Source organism: Streptomyces sp. ISL-99 (genome assembly GCF_018614005.1).
Taxonomy (GTDB): domain Bacteria; phylum Actinomycetota; class Actinomycetes; order Streptomycetales; family Streptomycetaceae; genus Streptomyces; species Streptomyces flavidovirens.
This window is the reverse complement of record NZ_JAGGPC010000006.1, coordinates 78,286-97,460: the sequence shown is the minus strand read 5'-3', so window position 1 is coordinate 97,460 and position 19,175 is coordinate 78,286. Positions and strand designations below refer to the sequence as shown.

20 protein-coding genes are annotated in these 19,175 nt (G+C 71.4%); 4 read left to right on the top strand and 16 right to left on the bottom strand.

The genetic code is table 11. From position 1 onward, the window contains the following. The first annotated feature begins 45 nt into the window (after positions 1-45). Positions 46-1,245 carry a methyltransferase domain-containing protein gene (locus J7E91_RS03975; RefSeq protein WP_374224617.1) on the top strand — a complete coding sequence of 400 codons (1,200 nt, stop codon included), beginning with the start codon at positions 46-48 and terminating at the stop codon, positions 1,243-1,245. A 196-nt stretch (positions 1,246-1,441) separates the two neighbouring features. Here the strand turns inward: J7E91_RS03975 and J7E91_RS03970 are convergent, their stop codons facing one another. From J7E91_RS03970 to tsaB, 5 genes are read right to left on the bottom strand one after another with little or no spacing between them, the layout of a single operon-like run. Then, positions 1,442-2,098, bottom strand: a complete 657-nt coding sequence (locus tag J7E91_RS03970) for a hypothetical protein (RefSeq protein WP_251015138.1) — start codon at positions 2,096-2,098, stop codon at positions 1,442-1,444. Between the two features lie 35 nt (positions 2,099-2,133). After that, positions 2,134-2,397 (bottom strand): hypothetical protein, encoded by a 264-nt coding sequence (locus J7E91_RS03965; protein WP_214899127.1) that lies wholly within the window; start codon positions 2,395-2,397, stop codon positions 2,134-2,136. After that, positions 2,394-3,509, bottom strand: a complete 1,116-nt coding sequence (tsaD, locus tag J7E91_RS03960; protein ID WP_214899125.1) for a tRNA (adenosine(37)-N6)-threonylcarbamoyltransferase complex transferase subunit TsaD — start codon at positions 3,507-3,509, stop codon at positions 2,394-2,396. The genes J7E91_RS03965 and tsaD overlap by 4 nt, the downstream gene beginning before the upstream one ends. Continuing rightward, complete coding sequence (gene rimI, locus J7E91_RS03955; RefSeq protein ID WP_214899216.1) at positions 3,502-3,996, bottom strand: ribosomal protein S18-alanine N-acetyltransferase; 495 nt, start codon at positions 3,994-3,996, stop codon at positions 3,502-3,504. The genes tsaD and rimI overlap by 8 nt, the downstream gene beginning before the upstream one ends. Before the next feature lie 17 nt (positions 3,997-4,013). Continuing rightward, a complete protein-coding gene (gene tsaB, locus J7E91_RS03950) occupies positions 4,014-4,673 on the bottom strand; it encodes a tRNA (adenosine(37)-N6)-threonylcarbamoyltransferase complex dimerization subunit type 1 TsaB (protein WP_214899123.1) in 660 nt (219 codons plus the stop codon). Positions 4,674-4,785: 112 nt separating this feature from the next. On the opposite strand from tsaB, the gene J7E91_RS03945 reads away from it, so the two are divergent. Next, positions 4,786-5,355, top strand: coding sequence for a hypothetical protein (locus tag J7E91_RS03945; protein WP_308376013.1), 570 nt, complete (start codon positions 4,786-4,788; stop codon positions 5,353-5,355). Between the two features lie 23 nt (positions 5,356-5,378). Here the strand turns inward: J7E91_RS03945 and J7E91_RS03940 are convergent, their stop codons facing one another. From J7E91_RS03940 to glmS, 7 genes are all read right to left on the bottom strand, one after another. Next, positions 5,379-5,537, bottom strand: a complete 159-nt coding sequence (locus J7E91_RS03940) for a hypothetical protein (protein WP_214899121.1) — start codon at positions 5,535-5,537, stop codon at positions 5,379-5,381. Between the two features lie 127 nt (positions 5,538-5,664). Then, positions 5,665-6,180: a tRNA (adenosine(37)-N6)-threonylcarbamoyltransferase complex ATPase subunit type 1 TsaE gene (tsaE, locus tag J7E91_RS03935; protein ID WP_214899119.1), complete on the bottom strand. Its 516-nt coding sequence runs from the start codon at positions 6,178-6,180 to the stop codon at positions 5,665-5,667. Then, the gene (locus J7E91_RS03930) at positions 6,152-7,384 is read right to left on the bottom strand and encodes an alpha/beta fold hydrolase (protein ID WP_214899118.1); all 1,233 of its coding nucleotides are present in this window, start codon (positions 7,382-7,384) and stop codon (positions 6,152-6,154) included. Before J7E91_RS03930 ends, tsaE begins: the two co-directional genes overlap by 29 nt. Positions 7,385-7,396: 12 nt before the next feature. Continuing rightward, entirely contained in the window at positions 7,397-8,539 is a 1,143-nt protein-coding gene (gene alr, locus J7E91_RS03925) for an alanine racemase (protein ID WP_214899213.1), read from the bottom strand. A gap of 200 nt (positions 8,540-8,739) precedes the next feature. Then, a complete protein-coding gene (locus tag J7E91_RS03920) occupies positions 8,740-10,275 on the bottom strand; it encodes an NAD(P)H-hydrate dehydratase (RefSeq protein ID WP_214899117.1) in 1,536 nt (511 codons plus the stop codon). 12 nt (positions 10,276-10,287) lie between these two features. Next, on the bottom strand, positions 10,288-10,656 hold the full coding sequence (locus J7E91_RS03915) for a holo-ACP synthase (protein WP_214899116.1): 369 nt from the start codon (positions 10,654-10,656) through the stop codon (positions 10,288-10,290). Between the two features lie 4 nt (positions 10,657-10,660). Continuing rightward, positions 10,661-12,547, bottom strand: coding sequence for a glutamine--fructose-6-phosphate transaminase (isomerizing) (gene glmS, locus J7E91_RS03910; RefSeq protein ID WP_214899115.1), 1,887 nt, complete (start codon positions 12,545-12,547; stop codon positions 10,661-10,663). A gap of 78 nt (positions 12,548-12,625) precedes the next feature. On the opposite strand from glmS, the gene coaA reads away from it, so the two are divergent. Next, the gene (gene coaA, locus J7E91_RS03905) at positions 12,626-13,627 is read left to right on the top strand and encodes a type I pantothenate kinase (RefSeq protein WP_308376011.1); all 1,002 of its coding nucleotides are present in this window, start codon (positions 12,626-12,628) and stop codon (positions 13,625-13,627) included. 12 nt (positions 13,628-13,639) lie between these two features. Beyond that, entirely contained in the window at positions 13,640-14,584 is a 945-nt protein-coding gene (locus tag J7E91_RS03900; protein WP_214899114.1) for a DUF389 domain-containing protein, read from the top strand. Here the strand turns inward: J7E91_RS03900 and glmM are convergent. The 4 genes from glmM to J7E91_RS03880 all read right to left on the bottom strand — a co-directional run bounded on the left by glmM (position 14,581) and on the right by J7E91_RS03880 (position 19,150). After that, positions 14,581-15,939: a phosphoglucosamine mutase gene (gene glmM / locus J7E91_RS03895; protein ID WP_214899113.1), complete on the bottom strand. Its 1,359-nt coding sequence runs from the start codon at positions 15,937-15,939 to the stop codon at positions 14,581-14,583. The genes J7E91_RS03900 and glmM overlap by 4 nt on opposite strands. A gap of 116 nt (positions 15,940-16,055) precedes the next feature. Then, positions 16,056-16,583, bottom strand: coding sequence for a 30S ribosomal protein S9 (gene rpsI, locus J7E91_RS03890; RefSeq protein ID WP_028812350.1), 528 nt, complete (start codon positions 16,581-16,583; stop codon positions 16,056-16,058). A 44-nt stretch (positions 16,584-16,627) separates the two neighbouring features. Next, positions 16,628-17,071 carry a 50S ribosomal protein L13 gene (gene rplM / locus J7E91_RS03885; RefSeq protein ID WP_028812351.1) on the bottom strand — a complete coding sequence of 148 codons (444 nt, stop codon included), beginning with the start codon at positions 17,069-17,071 and terminating at the stop codon, positions 16,628-16,630. Positions 17,072-17,521: 450 nt separating this feature from the next. Then, positions 17,522-19,150, bottom strand: coding sequence for an ABC-F family ATP-binding cassette domain-containing protein (locus J7E91_RS03880; protein WP_214899111.1), 1,629 nt, complete (start codon positions 19,148-19,150; stop codon positions 17,522-17,524). Between the last annotated feature and the right edge of the window lie 25 nt (positions 19,151-19,175).

Sequence of the window (19,175 nt, the reverse complement as noted above, 5' to 3'; positions counted from 1 at the left end):
GGCGACACCGCGACCGGGCGCGCACGGTCCCCCGGCTGGCCCACAATTGACCGGGTGAACGACCTCGATGCCCCTGACGCCCTGGAATCCTTCGCCGCCCTGCGCACCGAAGAGGGCCGCGACCTCCTCGCCGCGCTCCGCGACCACAACCCCGCGGACGAGCTGGCGACGGCGACCCGGCTGCGCCGTGACCACCCCGCCGCGCTGGTCTCGGCGGCGCTCGGGCAGGCGCGGCTGCGGCAGCGGGCGGTGGCGAAGTTCGGCGCCGAGGACGCGTACCGGATGTTCTTCACCCCGAACGGCGTCGAGCAGGCCACCCGCACGGCGGTGGCGACGTACCGCGCCGAGCGCTTCGCCGCGCTGGGCGTACGGAGCGTCGCGGACCTGTGCTGCGGCATCGGGGGCGACGCGATCGCGCTGGCCCGCGCCGGGATCCGGGTCCTGGCGGTCGACCGCGACCCGCTGACGGCAGAGGTGGCCCGCGCGAACGCGGACGCGCTCGGCCTGGCCGCCCTCATCGAGGTCCGCTGCGCCGACGTCACGACCATCGACACCTCGCCGTACGACGCGGTCTTCGTCGACCCCGCGCGGCGCGGCGGACGCGGCCGGATCTTCGACCCGGAGGCCTACTCCCCGCCCCTGTCCTGGGCGATCGAGACTGCCCGTACGACCGCGCACGCCGCACTCAAGATCGCGCCGGGCGTCCCGCACGAGGCGGTCCCGGCCGACGCCGAGGCGGAGTGGATCTCGGACGGCGGTGACGTGAAGGAGGCGGTGTTCTGGTTCGGTACGGCCCCGAAGGCGGTCCGCGCCACCCTGCTCCCCGGCCCGCACACCCTGGTCGGCACCGGGCTGCCGGACCCCGGGCCCGGCAAGGTCGGCCGTTACCTCTACGAGCCGGACGGCGCGGTCATCCGCTCGCATCTGGTGGCCGAGGTCGCTGAGCGGGTGGGCGGCCGCCTGATCGACGAGACGATCGCGTACGTCACGGCGGACGAGCTCCACCGGACGCCGTACGCCACCGCGTACGAGATCACGGACCAGCTCCCCTTCGGCCTGAAGAAGCTGAAGGCGCTGCTGCGGGAGCGGGGCGTCGGCGTACTGACGGTGAAGAAGCGCGGCTCGGCGATCGAGCCGGAGGAGCTGCGCCGCAAGATGAAGCTGTCCGGGCCGCACTCGGCCACGGTCTTCCTCACCCGAGTGGCGGGCGCCCCCACGGTACTGATCGGCCACCCGGCACCGTAACGAACCCTGACCCGAACCCTGCGGGGCGTTTCCTGCTGGGTGGGCGCGGCAACCATCCAGCCCGTCCGGCGTTTGAGGACACGCCCGAAGGGCGTCCGGGGGCCTGGGGGCTTGCCCCCAGTTCGGGAAGGGGCGGGGTGGGGTGGGGGCAAGCCCCGCGCAGCGGCACCGCACCGCACCCGCACCCGCACCCGCCTCAGCCGCGCACGCCACCCTCCGCCGCGCCCACCGCACCCGCCGCACCCACCCGCACCGCCCACCGGTAGTGCCCCACCGCCTTCGCCGTGCCGATCAGCCCGGCCACCCACAGGACCGCCCCGAGCCCGATGAAGACGACCGCGTCCACGTACGTCTCCGAGCCCGGCCGCGCCCTCACCGCGAACCCCAGCGACGACCACAGCCCGAGCCCGCACACCACCAGCGACGACAGCAGCCACGCCAGGCTGAGTCCGGGGACACGCCACTGGGCGGCGGAGAAACCCTCGTCGCGCCCCACCTCCGCCCACCGCACCAGCAGCCGACGGACCGTACGGTCGCGGCGCACGCCCATCCCGAGGAAGATCCCGCACGTCACGAGGCCCGCGAGCCCGAGCGCGCCGAAGCCCGCGCCGAAGACGGCGACGAGCGGGTCGCCCGGCCCCTCGAACGCCCGAAGGGCCGCCCCGACGATCCCCCACCCGAGCGCCGCGCCGCCCACCAGCAGCCAGAACCGCACCAGCCGCCCGGGCCCGAGATCGCGCGCGATCAGCTCGGCCATGGCCCGTGCCCGGTCGGCGAGCATCGCCTCGGGGCCGGGCCAGGCCCGTATGTGCTCGGGCGGCGGGGGCGGAGGAAGCGGCGTACGACGAGACATGCGCACGACACTACCCAGTGCCCCAGCCTGCAGGCTCAGGCCCCGTCGACCGACTCGAAGCGCCAGCGATGAACCGCCCGCGTGATCAACCCCGCCTCCGGCTCCGGGAGTTCCGGCAGCTCGGCGTCGTACTCCGCGTCCCACCAGGTCATCACGAGCACCCGGTCCTGCGGCGCCCGCAGAATCTCCCTGCGCACCGGCTCACCCGCCAGGACCTCGGCCTGCGCCCTCGCCCACTCCAGCAGCTCCGCGCCCCTGCCCTCGACGGCGCGGGCCTCCCACATCAGCGCGACGGTCATGAGTAGAGGTTGTCCTTGCTGATCTCATGCACGTGGTCGTGATCGTGACCGTGACCACGACCGTGGTCAGCACCCGGTACGTGCGGCTCGGTGACCGGCAGCGAGGAGTCCGCCGACAGGTCCCAGTCCGACGCCGCCCGGCCCCGCGCCACCATCTCCGCGCCGAGCGCCGCCACCATCGCCCCGTTGTCCGTGCACAGCCCAGGCCGCGGCACCCGCAGCCGGATGCCGGCCCGCTCGCACCGCTCCGCCGCCAGCGCCCGCAGCCGCGAGTTGGCCGCCACACCGCCGCCGATCATCAGGTGGTCGACGCCCTCGTCCTTGCACGCCCGGACCGCCTTGCGCGTCAGTACGTCGACGACCGCCTCCTGGAAGGAAGCCGCCACATCCCGCACGGGCACGTCCTCGCCCGCACTGCGCTTGGCCTCGATCCACCGCGCCACCGACGTCTTCAGCCCCGAGAAGGAGAAGTCGTACGCCGCGTCGCGCGGCCCGGTCAGACCGCGCGGGAAGGCGATCGCCTTCGGGTCGCCCTCCCGCGCGAGCCGGTCGATGACCGGCCCACCCGGAAAGCCCAGATCCAGCACCCGCGCGATCTTGTCGAACGCCTCGCCCGCCGCGTCGTCGATGGTCGCGCCCATCGGCCGTACGTCGCTCGTGATGTCGGGGGCGAGCAGCAGCGACGAATGGCCGCCGCTCACCAGCAGCGCCATCGTGGGCTCGGGCAGCGGCCCGTGCTCCAGCTGGTCGACGCAGATGTGCGAGGCCAGGTGGTTGACGCCGTACAGCGGCTTCCCGAGCGCGTAGGCGTACGCCTTCGCCGCCGATACGCCCACCAGCAGCGCACCCGCGAGCCCCGGACCCGCCGTCACCGCGATGCCGTCCAGGTCGGAGGCGGCGACCCCGGCCTCCTTCAGCGCGCGCTCGATGGTCGGAACCATCGCCTCCAGGTGCGCGCGCGACGCGACCTCCGGCACCACACCGCCGAAGCGGGCGTGCTCGTCGACGCTTGAGGCGATGGCGTCGGCGAGCAGGGTCGTACCGCGCACGACGCCGACGCCGGTCTCGTCGCAGGAGGTCTCGATGCCGAGGACGAGCGGTTCGTCAGCCATGGTGAATCTCGGTTTCTTGTACGGAGGTCGCTGGGTTTGCCGGGTCGGTCGTCGTCGTCAGCCGCATCACGAGCGCGTCGATATTGCCGGGCTGGTAGTAGCCGCGCCGGAAGCCGATCGGCTCGAAGCCGAACCGCTCGTACAGCTTCTGCGCGCGCGTGTTGTCGACACGCACTTCGAGCAGCACCTCGGTGCATTCGAAAGCGGTCGCGTACCCCAGCAGGTCGGTGAGCAGCCGGGATCCGAGCCCGGTCCCCCACTGGTCGCGGGCGGCGGCGATGGTCTGTACGTCGCCGAGGCCGTCGGCCGCGGCGAGGCCGGCGTACCCGACGATCTCGCCGTCCTCCTCGGCCACCACATAGCGGCGGGTGGCCCGCGGCCCGCGCGCGTGAGCAAGCTCCGACCAGAACATCCCGGCCGACCAGGCGTCCTCGGGGAACAGCTCCCGCTCCAGCTCAAGCACCGGGTCGATGTCCCACCAGCGCATCTCTCTCAGCACCGCGGTCACTTCGGAGTGACCACCTTGTAGTTCTTCGGGACCTGCGCGTCGGGCCGGCGCAGATACAGCGGCAGCGGCGCCAGAAAGCCCCCGGCATCCCCCGCCGCGAGCTTCTCGGCGGCCAGCGACGCCAGGGCGCCCGCCGACTGGTGCTCGGGTCCGCGCGCGTCGGGGAAGGCCTCGGGGTAGAGCAGCGCGCCGGAGCCGACCACGGGCAGGCCCGCGAGCTGCTCCGCTATGTCGGCGGGCCGGTCGACGGAGGGCTCGCCGACGCGCGTACGGGCATCGGCGTACCGCGCCCAGTAGACCTCCTTGCGGCGCGCGTCGGTGGCCACGGCGAAGGGCCCGGCGATCCCGGCGGCGTACGCGAGACCGTCCAGGGTGCACAGCCCGTGCACCGGCACCCCGAGCACGAGGCCGAAGGTCTCGGCGGTCGCGAGCCCGACGCGCAGCCCGGTGTACGGGCCGGGGCCGACGCCCACAACGACCCCGGTGACGGCGTCGAGTTTCAGACCGGCTTCGGCGAGGACCCGGTCGATGGTGGGCAGCAGCAGCTCCCCATGACGGCGTGCGTCGACCTGGCCGGCCTCGGCGACGACGGAATCCCCGTCGTGGAGGGCGACGGTGACGGCTGGGGTGGCGGTATCAACGGCGAGCAGGAGCACACAAACAGCCTACGGCCCGCGCACGGCGTGCACGGCGTCCCCCGTCCTTCCCGGCACCTGCTGCTACCGTCGCCACCACATGCGCCCCAGCACGAACATGAGGTGGACCAAGGTGGCAAGGAGCAGCTCGGGAATCGTGGCCGGGCTCACCGCGGCAGCCGTGGCGGCGGTCGCTTTCCTCGCCTACCAGGCGTCGGCGAGTGCCCCTTCCCCCGAGCAGCTCGCCGAACCCCGCGCCGGCAAGGCCCCCGCGGCGCACGCCTCGCACCCGCCCAAGGGGCCGGCCAAGGAGAAGGACGCGCTCGCGGTGCCGGCCCGGTCGGGCACGGGGACCCGCGTGGTCTACTCGCTGGCCGAGCGGCGGGTGTGGCTGGTGGACGGGAAGGGCAGGGCGAGCAGGACCTTCCAGGTCGCGCCGAGCACGGTGAGCCCGCCGCCCGGTACGTACGCGGTGAGCTCGCGCTCGGGGAGCATCACCGGCTCGGACGGGGTGCAGGTCGAGCACGTCGTGCGGTTCACGTCGGTCGAGGGCGTATCGATCGGCTTCAGCGCCGCGGTCGACGGGTCGATGCCGAGCCCGGACCCGAAGAGCAAGACCGGGGGCGTACGCATGCCACGCGCCGACGGCGACGCGATGTGGAGCTTCGCGACGGTCGGCGTGAAGGTCGTAGTCGTCCCGTAAATACGCCCGCACGAGGGACAGGGCTAGGCGGCGTCGCGCTGTTCCGCGCGCTCCTCGACGGGCGCCTCGTCCTCCTGCGGCTGCTCTCTGGGCGGCGTGGAGACCGCCGTGGCCGCCGCGCACGAGGCCAGCAGGTCGCGCATGGAGAGAGGCTGAGGCGCTTCGTTCTCTGAAGCCGGCATGGATGCCTCCTGGGCTCCGGTTGAGCAGGCGTGGTTAGGTAGACCTAACCAGTCTCGGTACCCATGTGACCATGCCCGGCCGCACCGGCGCAACATCTTGCCGACGTCTTGTCGGAACGTACGGACGTCAGGCGCCCAGCGCGGCCAGGTCCTCCCCGGCCCAGCGCGCCCCGATCCCGTTCACCGTCACGTGACGCACCTCGTCGTCGGAGTCGCCCACAGCCCGGTGGATGACCACATGGAGCCGGTCGTCGGACAGTTCCTCGACCTTCCCGTCGCCCCACTCGACGACCACCACGGAGTCCGGCAGCGAGACGTCGAGATCAAGGTCTTCCATCTCGTCGAGCCCGCCGCCGAGCCGGTACGCGTCGACGTGCACCAGCGCGGGGCCGCCGGTCAGGGAGGGGTGGACGCGCGCGATGACGAACGTGGGCGACGTCACGGCGCCGCGCACCCCGAGCCCTTCGCCGAGCCCGCGCGTCAGCGTCGTCTTGCCGGCGCCGAGCTCGCCGGAGAGCATCACGAGATCGCCGGGCCGCAGCACTTTGGCGAGCCGGCGCCCGAACTCCTGCATCAGGTCGGGCGAGTGAACAACGAGGACGGCGGAGGTGACATCAGCCGCCGGGCTGTGCGGTGCTTCCATACGTCCCAACGTTAGCGGCTGCCGGGACGGCGCCCACCCTGGCCAGCAGGTCCGCGAGCCGGTCGGTGACCACCTCGGGGTGCTCCAGCATGACCAGGTGACCGGCGTCCGGGACTATCACCAGCTCGGCGTCCGGCAGCAGACGCGCGATGCCCTCGCTGTGCTCGCTGGGCGTCACCAGGTCCCTGTCCCCCGCGAGCACAAGCACCGGCACCTCGGCGAAGATCTCCAGCGCATCCGCCTTGTCATGATCCGTGAACGCCGGATAGAACTCGGCAACGACATCGATCGGCGTCCCCTCGATCAGCCGCTCCGCGAACCGCGCGACCGCCGGGTCCACGTCCTTCGAACCGAACGAATAGCGCTTGATCAGCCCGGCGAAGAGATCAGCAGTCGCCCGCCGCCCACGCTCGACGATCTCCGCCTGCGTTCCCAGCGCGCGCAGCACACGCGGCAGGACACGGCGTACGGCGTTCACGCCCGCCACCGGAAGCCCGAAATTGACCTCGCCGAGCTTCCCCGACGACGTACCGACGAAAACAGCACCCACCACCCGCTCGCGGACGATCTCAGGGAACTGGTCCGCCAGGGCCATGACGGTCATGCCGCCCATCGAGTGCCCCACCAGCACCAGCGGCCCCTCGGGCGCGGCGGCGTCGATGACGGCCTTCAGGTCCCGCCCCAGCTGCTCGATGTCGACCGCGACACCACGCCCCTGGGCCGCCCCGCGCCCCGAGCGGCCGTGACTGCGCTGGTCCCAGTGCACAGTCCGGACAACACCCCGCAGGGCCGCCCGCTGGAAATGCCAGGAGTCCTGACTCAGACAGAAGCCATGACTGAAAACGACGGTGACAGGGGCCGGGTTCTTACGCCCGAAGAGCCGGCGCCGCCGCGGACCGGAAGACGCACCGTCCGCGTCCACCTCGTCCACTTCGTAGTAGATCCGGGTTCCGTCGTCCGCCAGGGCCTGTCCCGGCATCCCGCGCAGAGCGCCGTACGGGCCGGAGGCGTCCAGCGCGAGCCGCGCCTTCCTCCGCATGCCGCGGCCGACGGTCAGCCGCTCAAGGGCGACGCCGGCGGCCGCGCCCGCCGCGACCACACCTATCGCGGCACCGGCCACACCCGCCCGGCGCCAGTTGCCGACGGCGGCGGTCGCGGCCTCCGCCGCCACCTCCGCCACGCCGGGCGCGCTGCTCTCGCTCACGGTGCCGCTCTCCTAGCTGTCGGGGTCCTCATTCACATAGACGCGTGGTACCCGCGATCCGATGCGGGTGACAATTTCGTACGCGATGGTGCCCGCGGCCTGCGCCCAGTCCTCGGCCGTCGGCTCTCCCCGGTCGCCGGGCCCGAACAGCACGGCCTCGTCCCCCGCCTCAACCACATCAGCCCCCAGGTCGACCACGAACTGATCCATGGCGACCCGCCCGGCGACCCGCCGCCACTTGCCACCCACCAGCACGGGCCCGGTACCGGACGCGTGGCGCGGAATGCCGTCGGCGTACCCGACCGGGATGAGCCCGAGGTTCGTCTCCCCGCCCGTCACGTAGTGATGCCCGTAACTGACGCCGTGGCCCTCCGGCACCCGCTTGACCAGCGCCACAGAGGCAGCGAGCGTCATCACGGGCCGCAGCCCGAAGTCGGCGGGTGTGCCGAGCTCGGGGCTCGGCGAGACGCCGTACATGGCGATGCCGGTCCGTACGAGATCGAAGTGCGTCGCGGGCAGGGTCAGCGTCGCGGGCGAGTTGGCGAGGTGCCGGACCTCGGGCTCAACGCCGGCCTTCTCGGCGTACTCGACCAGGTCCCGGAAAACGGCCAGCTGAACAGCGATCGAGGGATGCCCGGGCTCGTCCGCACAGGCCAGGTGCGACCAGAGCCCGGTAACCCTGACAGCGTCCCGCGCCTCCAGGGCATGCCGCACCAACTCGGGCCAGTCGGCCGGCTGGCACCCGTTGCGCCCGAGCCCGGTGTCGGCCTTGAGCTGTACGCGCGCGACTCGCCCCACCGCACGCGCAGCCGCAACGACTTCCTCCAGCGCCCACATCCCGCTCACGGACACGTCGATGCCCGCCTCGACCGCCTCGCGCCAGGGCCCGCCGGGGGTCCACAGCCAGCACAACAGCGGCCCGTCGAACCCGGCGGCGCGCAGCGCCAGCGCCTCTTCGGGGGTGGCGGTCCCGAGCCAGGTCGCCCCGGCGTCGAGGGCCGCGCGGGCACAGCGCACGGCGCCATGTCCGTACGCGTCCGACTTCACCACGGCCATCAACTGGGCCCCCGCCGCGCGAGCACGCAAAGCCCGCACGTTGGCTCGCAGGGCCGCCAGGTCGATCTCGGCGCGGGCTCGCATGGGGGTATGGGTCATCGCGGTCATCGCGCCAAGTGTCTCAGAGCCGTACGACAGCCCCGTTCAACCGGCCACGGTCGATGCGTATCCACCAACCGGCGGGCCAGGAGCGAGACGGCGCGAGGGGGCGGGACGCGCAGGGGGTGCTGTTCGGGACGTAAAGCGTGATTTGTGGGCAGGACGCGGGCTTCGCACCTCAACACCGCACCGCGCCTAAATCATGCAGTCCCGAACGGCGCCCCCGGAGCGGCCCGCCCCCGCCCCACAACCCCCCGCCAGGCCCCCGACACCGCGTCCGCAACGTCGTGCGCCCCCACCGGCGCCGCGCCCACCCCCGCCCCGCCCGCCGCCAGCCGCCCCGCAAGACCGTGCACGTACGCCGCCACCGACCCCGCGTCCACCGCCCCCAGCCCCGCCGCGAGCAACGCCCCCGCAAGCCCCGACAGCACATCCCCACTGCCCGCCGTGGCCAGCCAGGGCGTCCCCGTCGGATTCACCCGCACAGGCCGCCGCACAAACCCCGCACCCGCGCCCCCCGCCGGCGCCACCAGCGTCGTAGACCCCTTCAGCAGCACAGTCGCCCCATACAGCGCGGCCAGCTCCCGCACCGCGACCAGCCGCCCCGCCTCCACTTCCTCCCGTGACACCCCGAGCAGCGCAGCCGCCTCCCCGGCGTGCGGCGTAAGCAGCGTCGGCGCGTCCCGCCCCCGCACCATCTCGGGCTCCAACGGTCGCAGCCCGTCCGCGTCCACCAGCACCGGCACATCACTCGCCAGCACATCCCCCAGCGCCCGGCCCGCGTCCTCCCCCAGCCCCGGCCCGACCACCCACGCCTGAACCCGCCCCGCCTTCGACGGCGGCCCCGCGTGCACCAGCGCCTCGGGGTAGCGCGCGATGACCGCGTCCGCCCCGTGCCCGACGTACCGCACAGCCCCGGCCCCACCCCGCAGCGCCCCCGCGACGGCGAGCACCGCCGCCCCCGGATACCGCTCCGACCCGGCCACGACGCCCACCACCCCGCGCCGGTACTTGTCACTCTCCGCCCCGGGAACCGGCAGCAGCGCGGCCACATCCGCGTGCTGCAGCGCCTCGACATCGGCCTCCGCCGCCCCGAGATCGAGCCCCAGCTCAACCAGCCGCACGGCCCCGACGTACTCCCGTGCGGGGTCGATCAGCAGCCCGGGCTTGTACGTACCAAAGGTCACCGTCGCGTCAGCGCGCACGCACTCCCCGCGCACCTCCCCACTGTCCGCCTCGACGCCGCTGGGCAGATCCACGGCCACAACAATCGCCCCGGAGTCCCGCGCGGCCCGCGCGGCCCGCGCCAGCGGCACAGCGGCCTCCCGCAGACCACCCCGCCCGCCGATCCCAGTGATCCCGTCGATCACCAGATCCGCACCCGCACCCGCACCCGCACCGGCGCCACCCGCACCACCCGCACCACCAGCGACCACCCCCCCGGCCCGCCGCAACGCCGCCAGCCCACCCCCATGCGCCCGCTCCGCGTCGAGCAGCACGGCGGTCACCCCCGCCCCCCGCCGGGCCAGCCGCGCCCCCGCGTACAGCGCGTCGCCCCCGTTGTCCCCGCTTCCCACCAGCAGCACGACCCGCGCCCCGTACACCCGCCCCAGCAGCCCCGCACACACCGCGGCGAGCCCGGCCGCGGCCCGCTGCATGAGCGCGCCCTCAGGGAGCCGGGCCATCAGCTCCCGCTCGGCGGTCCGCACGGTCTCCACGCCATAAGCAGCACGCATCAGAAAAACACCTCACCCTTCGGCAATGACCACCGCGGAAGCGATCCCCGCGTCGTGACTGAGCGAGACATGCCAGGACCGCACCCCGAGCGCCTCCGCCCGCGCCAGCACCGTCCCGCTCACCCGCAGCCTCGGCTGCCCGCTGTCCTCGACGTACACCTCCGCGTCCGTCCAGTGCAGCCCGGCCGGCGCGCCCAGCGCCTTCGCGAGGGCCTCCTTCGCCGCGAACCGCGCCGCGAGCGAGGCGATGCCGCGCCGGTCACCGCTGGGCAGGTTCAACTCACTACTCAGGAAAAGCCGTTCGGCCATCTGCGGCGTACGCTCCATCGACGCCCGGAAGCGCTCGATCTCGGCGACGTCGATCCCCACACCAATGATCACGCGCTCACTCCACCGTCACGGACTTGGCCAGATTCCGGGGCTGATCGACCTCATTGCCCCGAGCCGTAGCCAGCTCACAAGCGAAAACCTGCAAAGGCACGGTGGAGACCAGCGGCTGCAAAAGCGTCGGCGTAGCCGGAATCCGGATCAGATGATCGGCGTACGGAACAACCGCCTCGTCACCTTCCTCAGCAATCACAATCGTCCGGGCCCCCCGAGCCCGGATCTCCTGCATGTTCGACACGATCTTGTCGTGCAGAATGGACCGCCCCCGAGGCGAAGGAACAACCACCACAACCGGCAAATCATCCTCGATCAGAGCAATCGGCCCATGCTTCAGCTCACCCGCGGCGAACCCCTCCGCATGCATATAGGCGAGTTCCTTCAGCTTGAGCGCACCCTCCAGGGCGACCGGATACCCCACATGCCGCCCCAGGAAAAGCACCGTGTTCTTCCCCGCCAGCGACCGGGCCAGCTCCCGCACCGGCTCCATGGTCTCCAGGACCCGCTCCACCTCACCCGAGATCGCGGACAGCTCGCGCACCACGCCCCGCACCTCGTCCCCCCACTTGGACCCGCGCACCTGCGCCAGATAGAGCGCGACCAGATAACAGGCGACCAGCTGCGTCAGGAACGCCTTGGTGGAAGCAACGGCGACTTCCGGCCCGGCATGCGTATAAAGCACCGCGTCCGATTCACGCGAAATGGTCGACCCGTTCGTATTGCAGATGGCCAGAACCTTCGCGCCCTGTTCCCGCGCGTGCCGCAGCGCCATCAGCGTGTCCATGGTCTCGCCGGACTGCGAAATCGCGATCACCAGCGTCCGCGAGTCAAGAATGGGATCGCGGTACCGGAATTCACTCGCCAGCTCGGTCTCACAGGGAATGCGCGTCCAGTGCTCAATGGCCAGCTTCGCGATCATCCCCGCGTGAAAGGCGGTTCCACAGGCGACCACCACGACCTTGTCGACTTCCCGCAGTACGGAATCGGGAATCCGCACCTCGTCCAGGGTCAGGGACCCAGCCGAGTCGATCCGCCCCAGCAGCGTGTCGGCGACGGCCTTCGGCTGCTCGGCGATCTCCTTGAGCATGAAGTAGTCGTAGCCGCCCTTCTCGGCGGCGGAGGCGTCCCAGTCGATGCGGTACGACCGCACTTCCGCGGGCGCGCCGTGGAAATCAGTGACTGTGACCGACACCCCGGCAGCGCCACCCACGCCCCCGCTCCCGCCCTCGTCCCGCCGCAGTTCGACGACCTGGTCCTGTCCCAGCTCGATCGCGGAGCGCGTGTGCGCGATGAACGCGGCGACATCGGAGGCGAGGAAGGCTTCCCCCTCCCCCACACCCACCACCAGCGGCGAGTTCCGCCGCGCGCCCACCACCACGTCGGGCTCGTCCGCGTGCACCGCGACCAGCGTGAACGCGCCTTCGAGCCGCCGGCACACCAGCCGCATCGACTCCGCCAGGTCCCCGCACGAGGAGAACGACTCGGCCAGCAGATGCGCCACGACCTCGGTGTCGGTCTCCGACACCAGATCGTGACCGCGCTCGGCGAGCTCGGCCCGCAGCACGGCGAAGTTCTCGATGATCCCGTTGTGTACGACGGCGACCCGGCCCGCGTTGTCCAGATGCGGATGCGCGTTGGCATCGGTCGGCCCCCCGTGCGTGGCCCACCGGGTGTGTCCGATCCCCGTGGCCCCGGCCGGCAGCGGCCGTCCCACGAGCTCCTTCTCCAGGTTGACGAGCTTGCCCGCCTTCTTCCCGGCGGCCAGCCCACCGTCGGCGAGGACGGCCACGCCTGACGAGTCGTAACCCCGGTATTCGAGCCGCTTCAGTCCCGCGACGACAACATCAAGCGCCGACTGCCCGCCGACGTACCCCACGATTCCGCACATGTCCGCACCCTACGGCCGACGCCCCCACGTGACCGAGCACACCACCCACGGCGGCCCCGCACACCCGACAATGTTCATGTGATCACTTCGCCGCCAGGCACCACCCAGCGAGGCGCCCAGCGCCGGGCAGACGCTTCGCCGTACCTGGACCTGACCCGTGCGGAGTGGAGCGCGCTGCGCGACAAGACGCCGCTTCCTCTCACGGCGGAGGAGCTCGAAAAGCTCCGCGGCCTGGGCGACGTCATCGACCTCGACGAGGTACGGGACGTCTACCTCCCCCTCTCCCGCCTGCTCAACCTCTACGTGCAGGCGACCTCGGGCCTGCGCGGCGCCCTGAACACCTTCCTCGGCGACGCGCCCAACGGCCACGGCGCCCAGCGCGGCACCCCGTTCGTCATAGGAGTGGCGGGCAGCGTGGCCGTGGGCAAGTCAACGGTCGCCCGGCTGCTCCAGGCACTGCTGGCCCGCTGGCCGGAGCACCCCCATGTCGAGCTGCTCACCACCGACGGCTTCCTCTACCCCATGGAGGAGCTGGAGCGCCGCGGCCTCCTGGCGCGCAAGGGCTTCCCCGAGTCGTACGACCGGCGCGCCCTGACCCGCTTCGTCGCCGACATCAAGGCGGGCAAGGACGAGGTCACCGCGCCCGTCTACTCGCACCTGATCTACGACATCGTGCCGGGCGAGCGCCTCACGGTCCGCCGCCCGGACATCCTGATCGTCGAGGGCCTGAACGTCCTGCAGCCCGCGCTCCCCGGCAAGGACGGCCGCACGCGGGTCGGTCTCGCCGACTACTTCGACTTCAGCGTGTACGTCGACGCCCGCGCCGAGGACATCGAGACCTGGTACCTGGGCCGCTTCCGCAAACTGCGCGCGACGGCCTTCCAGGACCCGTCCTCCTACTTCAGGAAGTACACCCAGGTCTCCGAGGAAGAGGCCCTGGACTACGCCCGTACGATGTGGCGGACCATCAACAAGCCCAACCTGCTGGAGAACGTGGCGCCAACGCGCGGCCGTGCCACGCTGGTTGTCCGCAAGGGCCCCGACCACAAGGTCAAGCGCCTCTCACTCCGCAAACTCTGAGGGACAGACACTGTGCTTCACCTTCGCCTGATCGTGCCCGCCGACCGCACCGACGAGGTCGTACGCACGATGGAGAGGACGGTCGGCACGACACACCTCGCCGTCGTCCCCGGGGCGGCCCGCGACCCGGCGGGCGACCTGATCATGTGCGACGTGGCGCGCGAGGCGGGCGACGACCTCATCAACACGCTCCGCGCCCTCGGTATCGACGAATGCGGTTCGATCGCGGTCGAGAACATCGATCTCTCCCTCTCCTCCCGCGCCGACAAGGCGGAGAAGGACGCGCCGGGCGAGGCCGCGGACGCGGTGCTGTGGGAGCAGTTGTCGGACGCGACCCACGAGGAGTCGACTCTCTCCGTCACCTACATCGCGTTCCTGTCGCTGGCGACGATGATCGCGGCCTGCGGTGTGGTGCTCGACAACGCGATCCTGATCGTGGGCGCGATGGCGGTGGGCCCGGAGTTCGGCCCGCTGGCGGGCTTCTGCACGGCGCTGGTGCAGCGCGCCCCGAAGCTGGCGTGGCGCTCGTTCACCGCGCTGATCGTCGGCTTCGCGGCGGCGATGGCGGTGACGGTCGTGTTCAGCCTCTTCATGAACGCGACGAACCTGTTCACCGAGGAAATGCTGGACGCCGACCGCCCCAACACGGGCTTCATCTACGCCCCGGACCGGCTGTCGTTCGTAGTGGCGGTACTGGCGGGCGCGGCCGGCATGCTGTCCCTCACGTCGGCCAAGTCCGGCGCCCTGGTCGGCGTCGCCATCTCGGTGACGACGGTCCCGGCCGCGGCCAACGCCGCCGTGGCGCTGAGCTACGGCGACGTAAAACAAACCTGGGGCTCCACCGAGCAGCTCCTGCTGAACCTGCTCGGCATCATCGTCGCCGGTACGCTCACGCTGCTCGCCCAGAAGTACCTCTGGGCGAAGCAGCGCGAACGTACCGCGCGCAACAACGCCTAACCCAGCGCGGACTTCACCACATCGGCGAGCCGCCCCGCGACCGCCTTCGCCTGCTCGATGTCGGCCGCCTCGACCATGACCCGCACGAGCGGCTCGGTGCCCGAGGAGCGCAGCAGTACCCGTCCCGTGGCGCCCAGCTCACGCTCGGCGTCGGCGACGGCGGCCGCCAGCTCGGCGGAGGTGGTGACGCGCGACTTGTCGACGTCGGGCACGTTGATGAGGATCTGCGGAAGCCGGCTCATGACCCCGGCGAGGTCCGCGAGCGTACGCCCGGTGGCGGCCACCCGCGCTGCCAGCATCAGCCCGGTCAGGGTTCCGTCGCCGGTGGTCGCATGGTCCAGCACGATCACATGCCCGGACTGCTCACCGCCGAGCGCGTACCCCTCGGCCTTCATGGCCTCCAGTACGTACCGGTCGCCCACCCCGGTCTGGACGAGTTCAATGCCCTCGCGCTCCATGGCCAGCTTGAAGCCCAGGTTCGACATGACGGTGCCGACGACGGTGTCCTTGCGCAGCTGACCGGCCTCGCGCATGGCGAGGGCGAGCACGGCGAGGATCTGGTCCCCGTCGACCTCGCGCCCCTCGGCATCGACAGCGAGGCACCGGTCGGCATCCCCGTCATGGGCGATCCCGAGATCGGCACCGTGCTCAACCACAGCGGCCTGGAGCATCTCCAGGTGCGTGGACCCGCACCCGTCGTTGATGTTCAGCCCGTCGGGATCGGCACCGATGGTGATGATCTCGGCGCCGGCCCGGGCGAAGGCCTCGGGAGAGACGCGAGAGGCGGCACCGTGCGCCTCGTCCAGCACGACCTTGACCCCGTCGAGCCGATTCGGCAGTACGCCGATCAAGTGCGCGATGTACTGGTCGAAGCCCGCGTCGTAGTCGGACACCCGTCCGACACCGGCGCCCGTCGGCCGGGCCCACGGCTCACCGGTCCGGTGCTGCTCGTACACGGCCTCGATCCGGTGCTCCAGCTCGTCGGCGAGCTTGTGACCGCCGCGCGCGAAGAACTTGACACCGTTGTCCGGCATCGCGTTGTGGCTCGCGGAGAGCATGACGCCGAGGTCGGCACCGAGCGCGCCCGTCAGATACGCCACCGCGGGGGTGGGCAGCACGCCCACCCTCAAGACATCCACGCCCGCGCTCGCCAGGCCCGCCACGACGGCGGCCTCCAGAAACTCCCCCGACGCACGCGGATCACGTCCGACCACGGCGGTCGGCCGATGCCCCTCAAAGGTGCCCGCCTCGGCGAGCACATGCGCCGCCGCGACCGACAGACCGAGCGCGAGCTCGGCCGTCAGATCCGCGTTGGCGACACCGCGCACACCGTCAGTGCCGAAGAGTCGTCCCACTGGTGTCCTCCGAAAATGCTCCGAAAATGCAAGGTGGCTACAAAGCCATAAACGTTCGCCCCGGCAGCACACAATGTGCCGCCGGGGCGAACGTCTGATGCAGGCGAGCAGGCGGATTAGCGCTTGCTGTACTGCGGCGCCTTACGGGCCTTCTTGAGACCGGCCTTCTTGCGCTCGACCGCACGGTCGTCGCGGGAGAGGAAGCCGGCCTTCTTCAGCGTGGCGCGGTTGTTGTCCACGTCCGCCTCGTTCAGCGCACGGGCGACACCGAGACGGAGCGCACCGGCCTGACCGGAGACACCGCCACCCGCGATGCGGGCGATGACGTCGTAGCGGCCGTCGAGCTCGAGCACCTTGAAGGGCTCGTTGACTTCCTGCTGGTGGACCTTGTTCGGGAAGTAGTCCTCGAGCGTACGCCCGTTGATCTTCCACTTGCCGGTGCCCGGAACGATCCGGACGCGGGCGATGGCGTTCTTGCGACGGCCAAGGCCGGCCGCGGGCTGCGGGTCACCGAAACGGCCCGCGAGGGACTCGCTGGTGTACTCGCCCTCGACGGGAACCTCGGACTCGAAGGTGGTCACCTCGGCGAAGGTCTCTTCGGCCTCGGAACCCTCGACGGGCGTCTCAACAGTGGTCTCGGCCACGATTCTCCTCAGATTTCTTTCGTTCTTAGGGGGTGTGGCCGGAACTACTGCGCGACCTGGGTGATCTCGAACGGCACCGGCTGCTGGGCAGCGTGCGGGTGCTCGGGACCTGCGTAGACCTTCAGCTTCGAAAGCATCTGACGACCCAGGGTGTTCTTGGGGATCATGCCCTTGATGGCCTTCTCGACGGCCTTCTCGGGGCTCTTCGCCAGCAGCTCGTCGTAGCGCACCGAACGGAGACCGCCCGGGAAACCGGAGTGGCGGTACGCCATCTTCTGGGTCTTCTTGTTGCCGGAGAGGTGAACCTTCTCGGCGTTGACAATGATGACGAAGTCGCCCATGTCCATGTGCGGGGCGTAAATCGCCTTGTGCTTGCCCCGCAGGAGGTTGGCGGCAGTCGTCGCCAGACGGCCCAGGACGATGTCCTGCGCGTCGATGATGTGCCACTGGCGCGTGACATCGCCGGGCTTGGGGCTGTACGTACGCACGGTCGTAGCCTTCGCTTCTTCAGTGAGTGGGTCCTGACAAGGCCACTGGGACGATCACGACAGCCGTGGCGGCATCCGGGGACGCAACCCGTCTGCCTGCCGCTGGTCATCGGCCCGGTGGACCGGCGTAAGGGCCCCTCGCGTGAGAACGACCAAGCCAATACGCATAACAAACTGGAAGCTTACCCGCCTGCCCCCGTACGGGTCAAAACGGCCCCGCCGGGCCCCGGCCCGCCCCCCCACGGTGCCAGGAGGGGACGTGTCGGGGCGCTCCCCGCAGGGCGTCGAACGCAACACGCCCGAACAAACCCCGTACCCGAACGTTCGGCGCCCGAGGAGACGCCCCGACGCGGCACCGACCCCAGAGCCCGGGCCTCCGGCAAGCACCCCCGCCGCACCACAGCCCGCAGCCCGCAGCCCGCGCCCAGCGATCCCCGCGGCGCCAGCCCCCTACCGCGCCCGCTCCACCCGCCGCTCGTCCCACACCGGCTCCGCCGTCTCCCGTACGACCCCGTCCGACCCGAAGACCAGATACCGGTCGAAGCTCTTCGCGAACCACCGGTCGTGCGTCACGGCCAGCACCGTCCCGTCGTACGCCTCCAGCCCCTCCTGCAGCGCCTCGGCGGACTCCAGGTCAAGGTTGTCCGTCGGCTCGTCGAGCAGCAGCGCGGTCGTCCCCTCCAGCTCCATCAGCAGGATCTGGAAGCGCGCCTGCTGCCCGCCCGACAGCCGGTCGAACGCCTGATCCCCCTGGCGCTCCAGCTCGTACCGCCGCAGCGCGCCCATCGCCCCGCCCCGGTCCTTGGAATGTTCCGACCACAGGATGTCGACGAGCGTCCGCCCGACCAGCTCGGGATGCGCGTGCGTCTGGGCGAAGTGCCCGGCCACCACCCGCGCGCCCAGCTTCCACTCCCCCGTGTGCCTGACGTCCTCCCCGGCGAGCAGCCGCAGGAAGTGCGACTTGCCGGATCCGTTCGACCCGAGCACGGCGACCCGTTCCCCGTAATAGACCTCCAGGTCGAACGGCTTCATCAGCCCGGTGAGCTCCAGCCCCTTGCACACCACGGCCCGCACCCCCGTGCGCCCACCCCGCAGCCGCATCCGGATGTCCTGCTTCCGCGGCGGTTCCGGCGGCGGCCCCGCCTCCTCGAACTTCTCGAACCGCGTCCGCATGGCCCGGTACCGCGACGCCATGTCGGGGCTGCTCGCGGCCTGCCCCCGCAGCCTCAGCACCAGTGCCTTGAGCCGCGCGTGCTCCTCCTCCCACCGGCGCAGGAGCTCCTCGAACCGGGCGAACCGCTCGGCCCGCGCCTCGTGGAAGGTGTCGAACCCGGCGCCGTGCACCCACGCGTCGGCCCCCGTCGCCCCCGGCTCCAGGCTCACGATCTTGTCCGCGGACCGCGAAAGCAGCTCACGGTCGTGGGAGACGAAGAAGACCGTCTTGCGGGTCTCCTTCAGGCGCTCCTCCAGCCACCGCTTGCCCGGCACGTCCAGATAGTTGTCAGGCTCATCGAGCAGCAGCACTTCATCGGGCCCCCGCAGCAACGCCTCCAGCACGAGCCGCTTCTGCTCGCCTCCGCTGAGCGTCCGCACCTCGCGGAACTGCGCCTTGTCGTACTCAATCCCCAGCGCCGCCATGGAGCACATGTCCCACACGGTCTCGGCGTCGTACCCGCCGACCTCCGCCCAGTCGGACAACGCCTGCGCATAAGCCATCTGCGCCTTCTCGTCGTCCACGGTCAGGATCCCGTGCTCGGCCCGGTCGACGGCGGCGGCCGCCTCCCGGATCCGCTCCTGGGACACCGAGACCAGCAGGTCCCGCACCGTCCGCTCGTCCTGCACGGACCCCACGAACTGCCCCATCACCCCGAGCCCGCCGCTCACCGTCACCGAACCGCCGTGCGGCTGCAGCTCCCGGGAGATCAGCCGGAGCAGGGTCGTCTTGCCCGCTCCGTTGGGCCCGACCAGGGCCACGACAGCGCCCTCGCCGACCCGGAAGGAGACGTCGCCGAGCAGCGGCCGCCCGTCCGGCAGGTAGTACTCGACGTGTGCGGCCTCAAGATGTCCCATGCTCCGCATTCTCGCCGCCGTCCGCCGCATCACC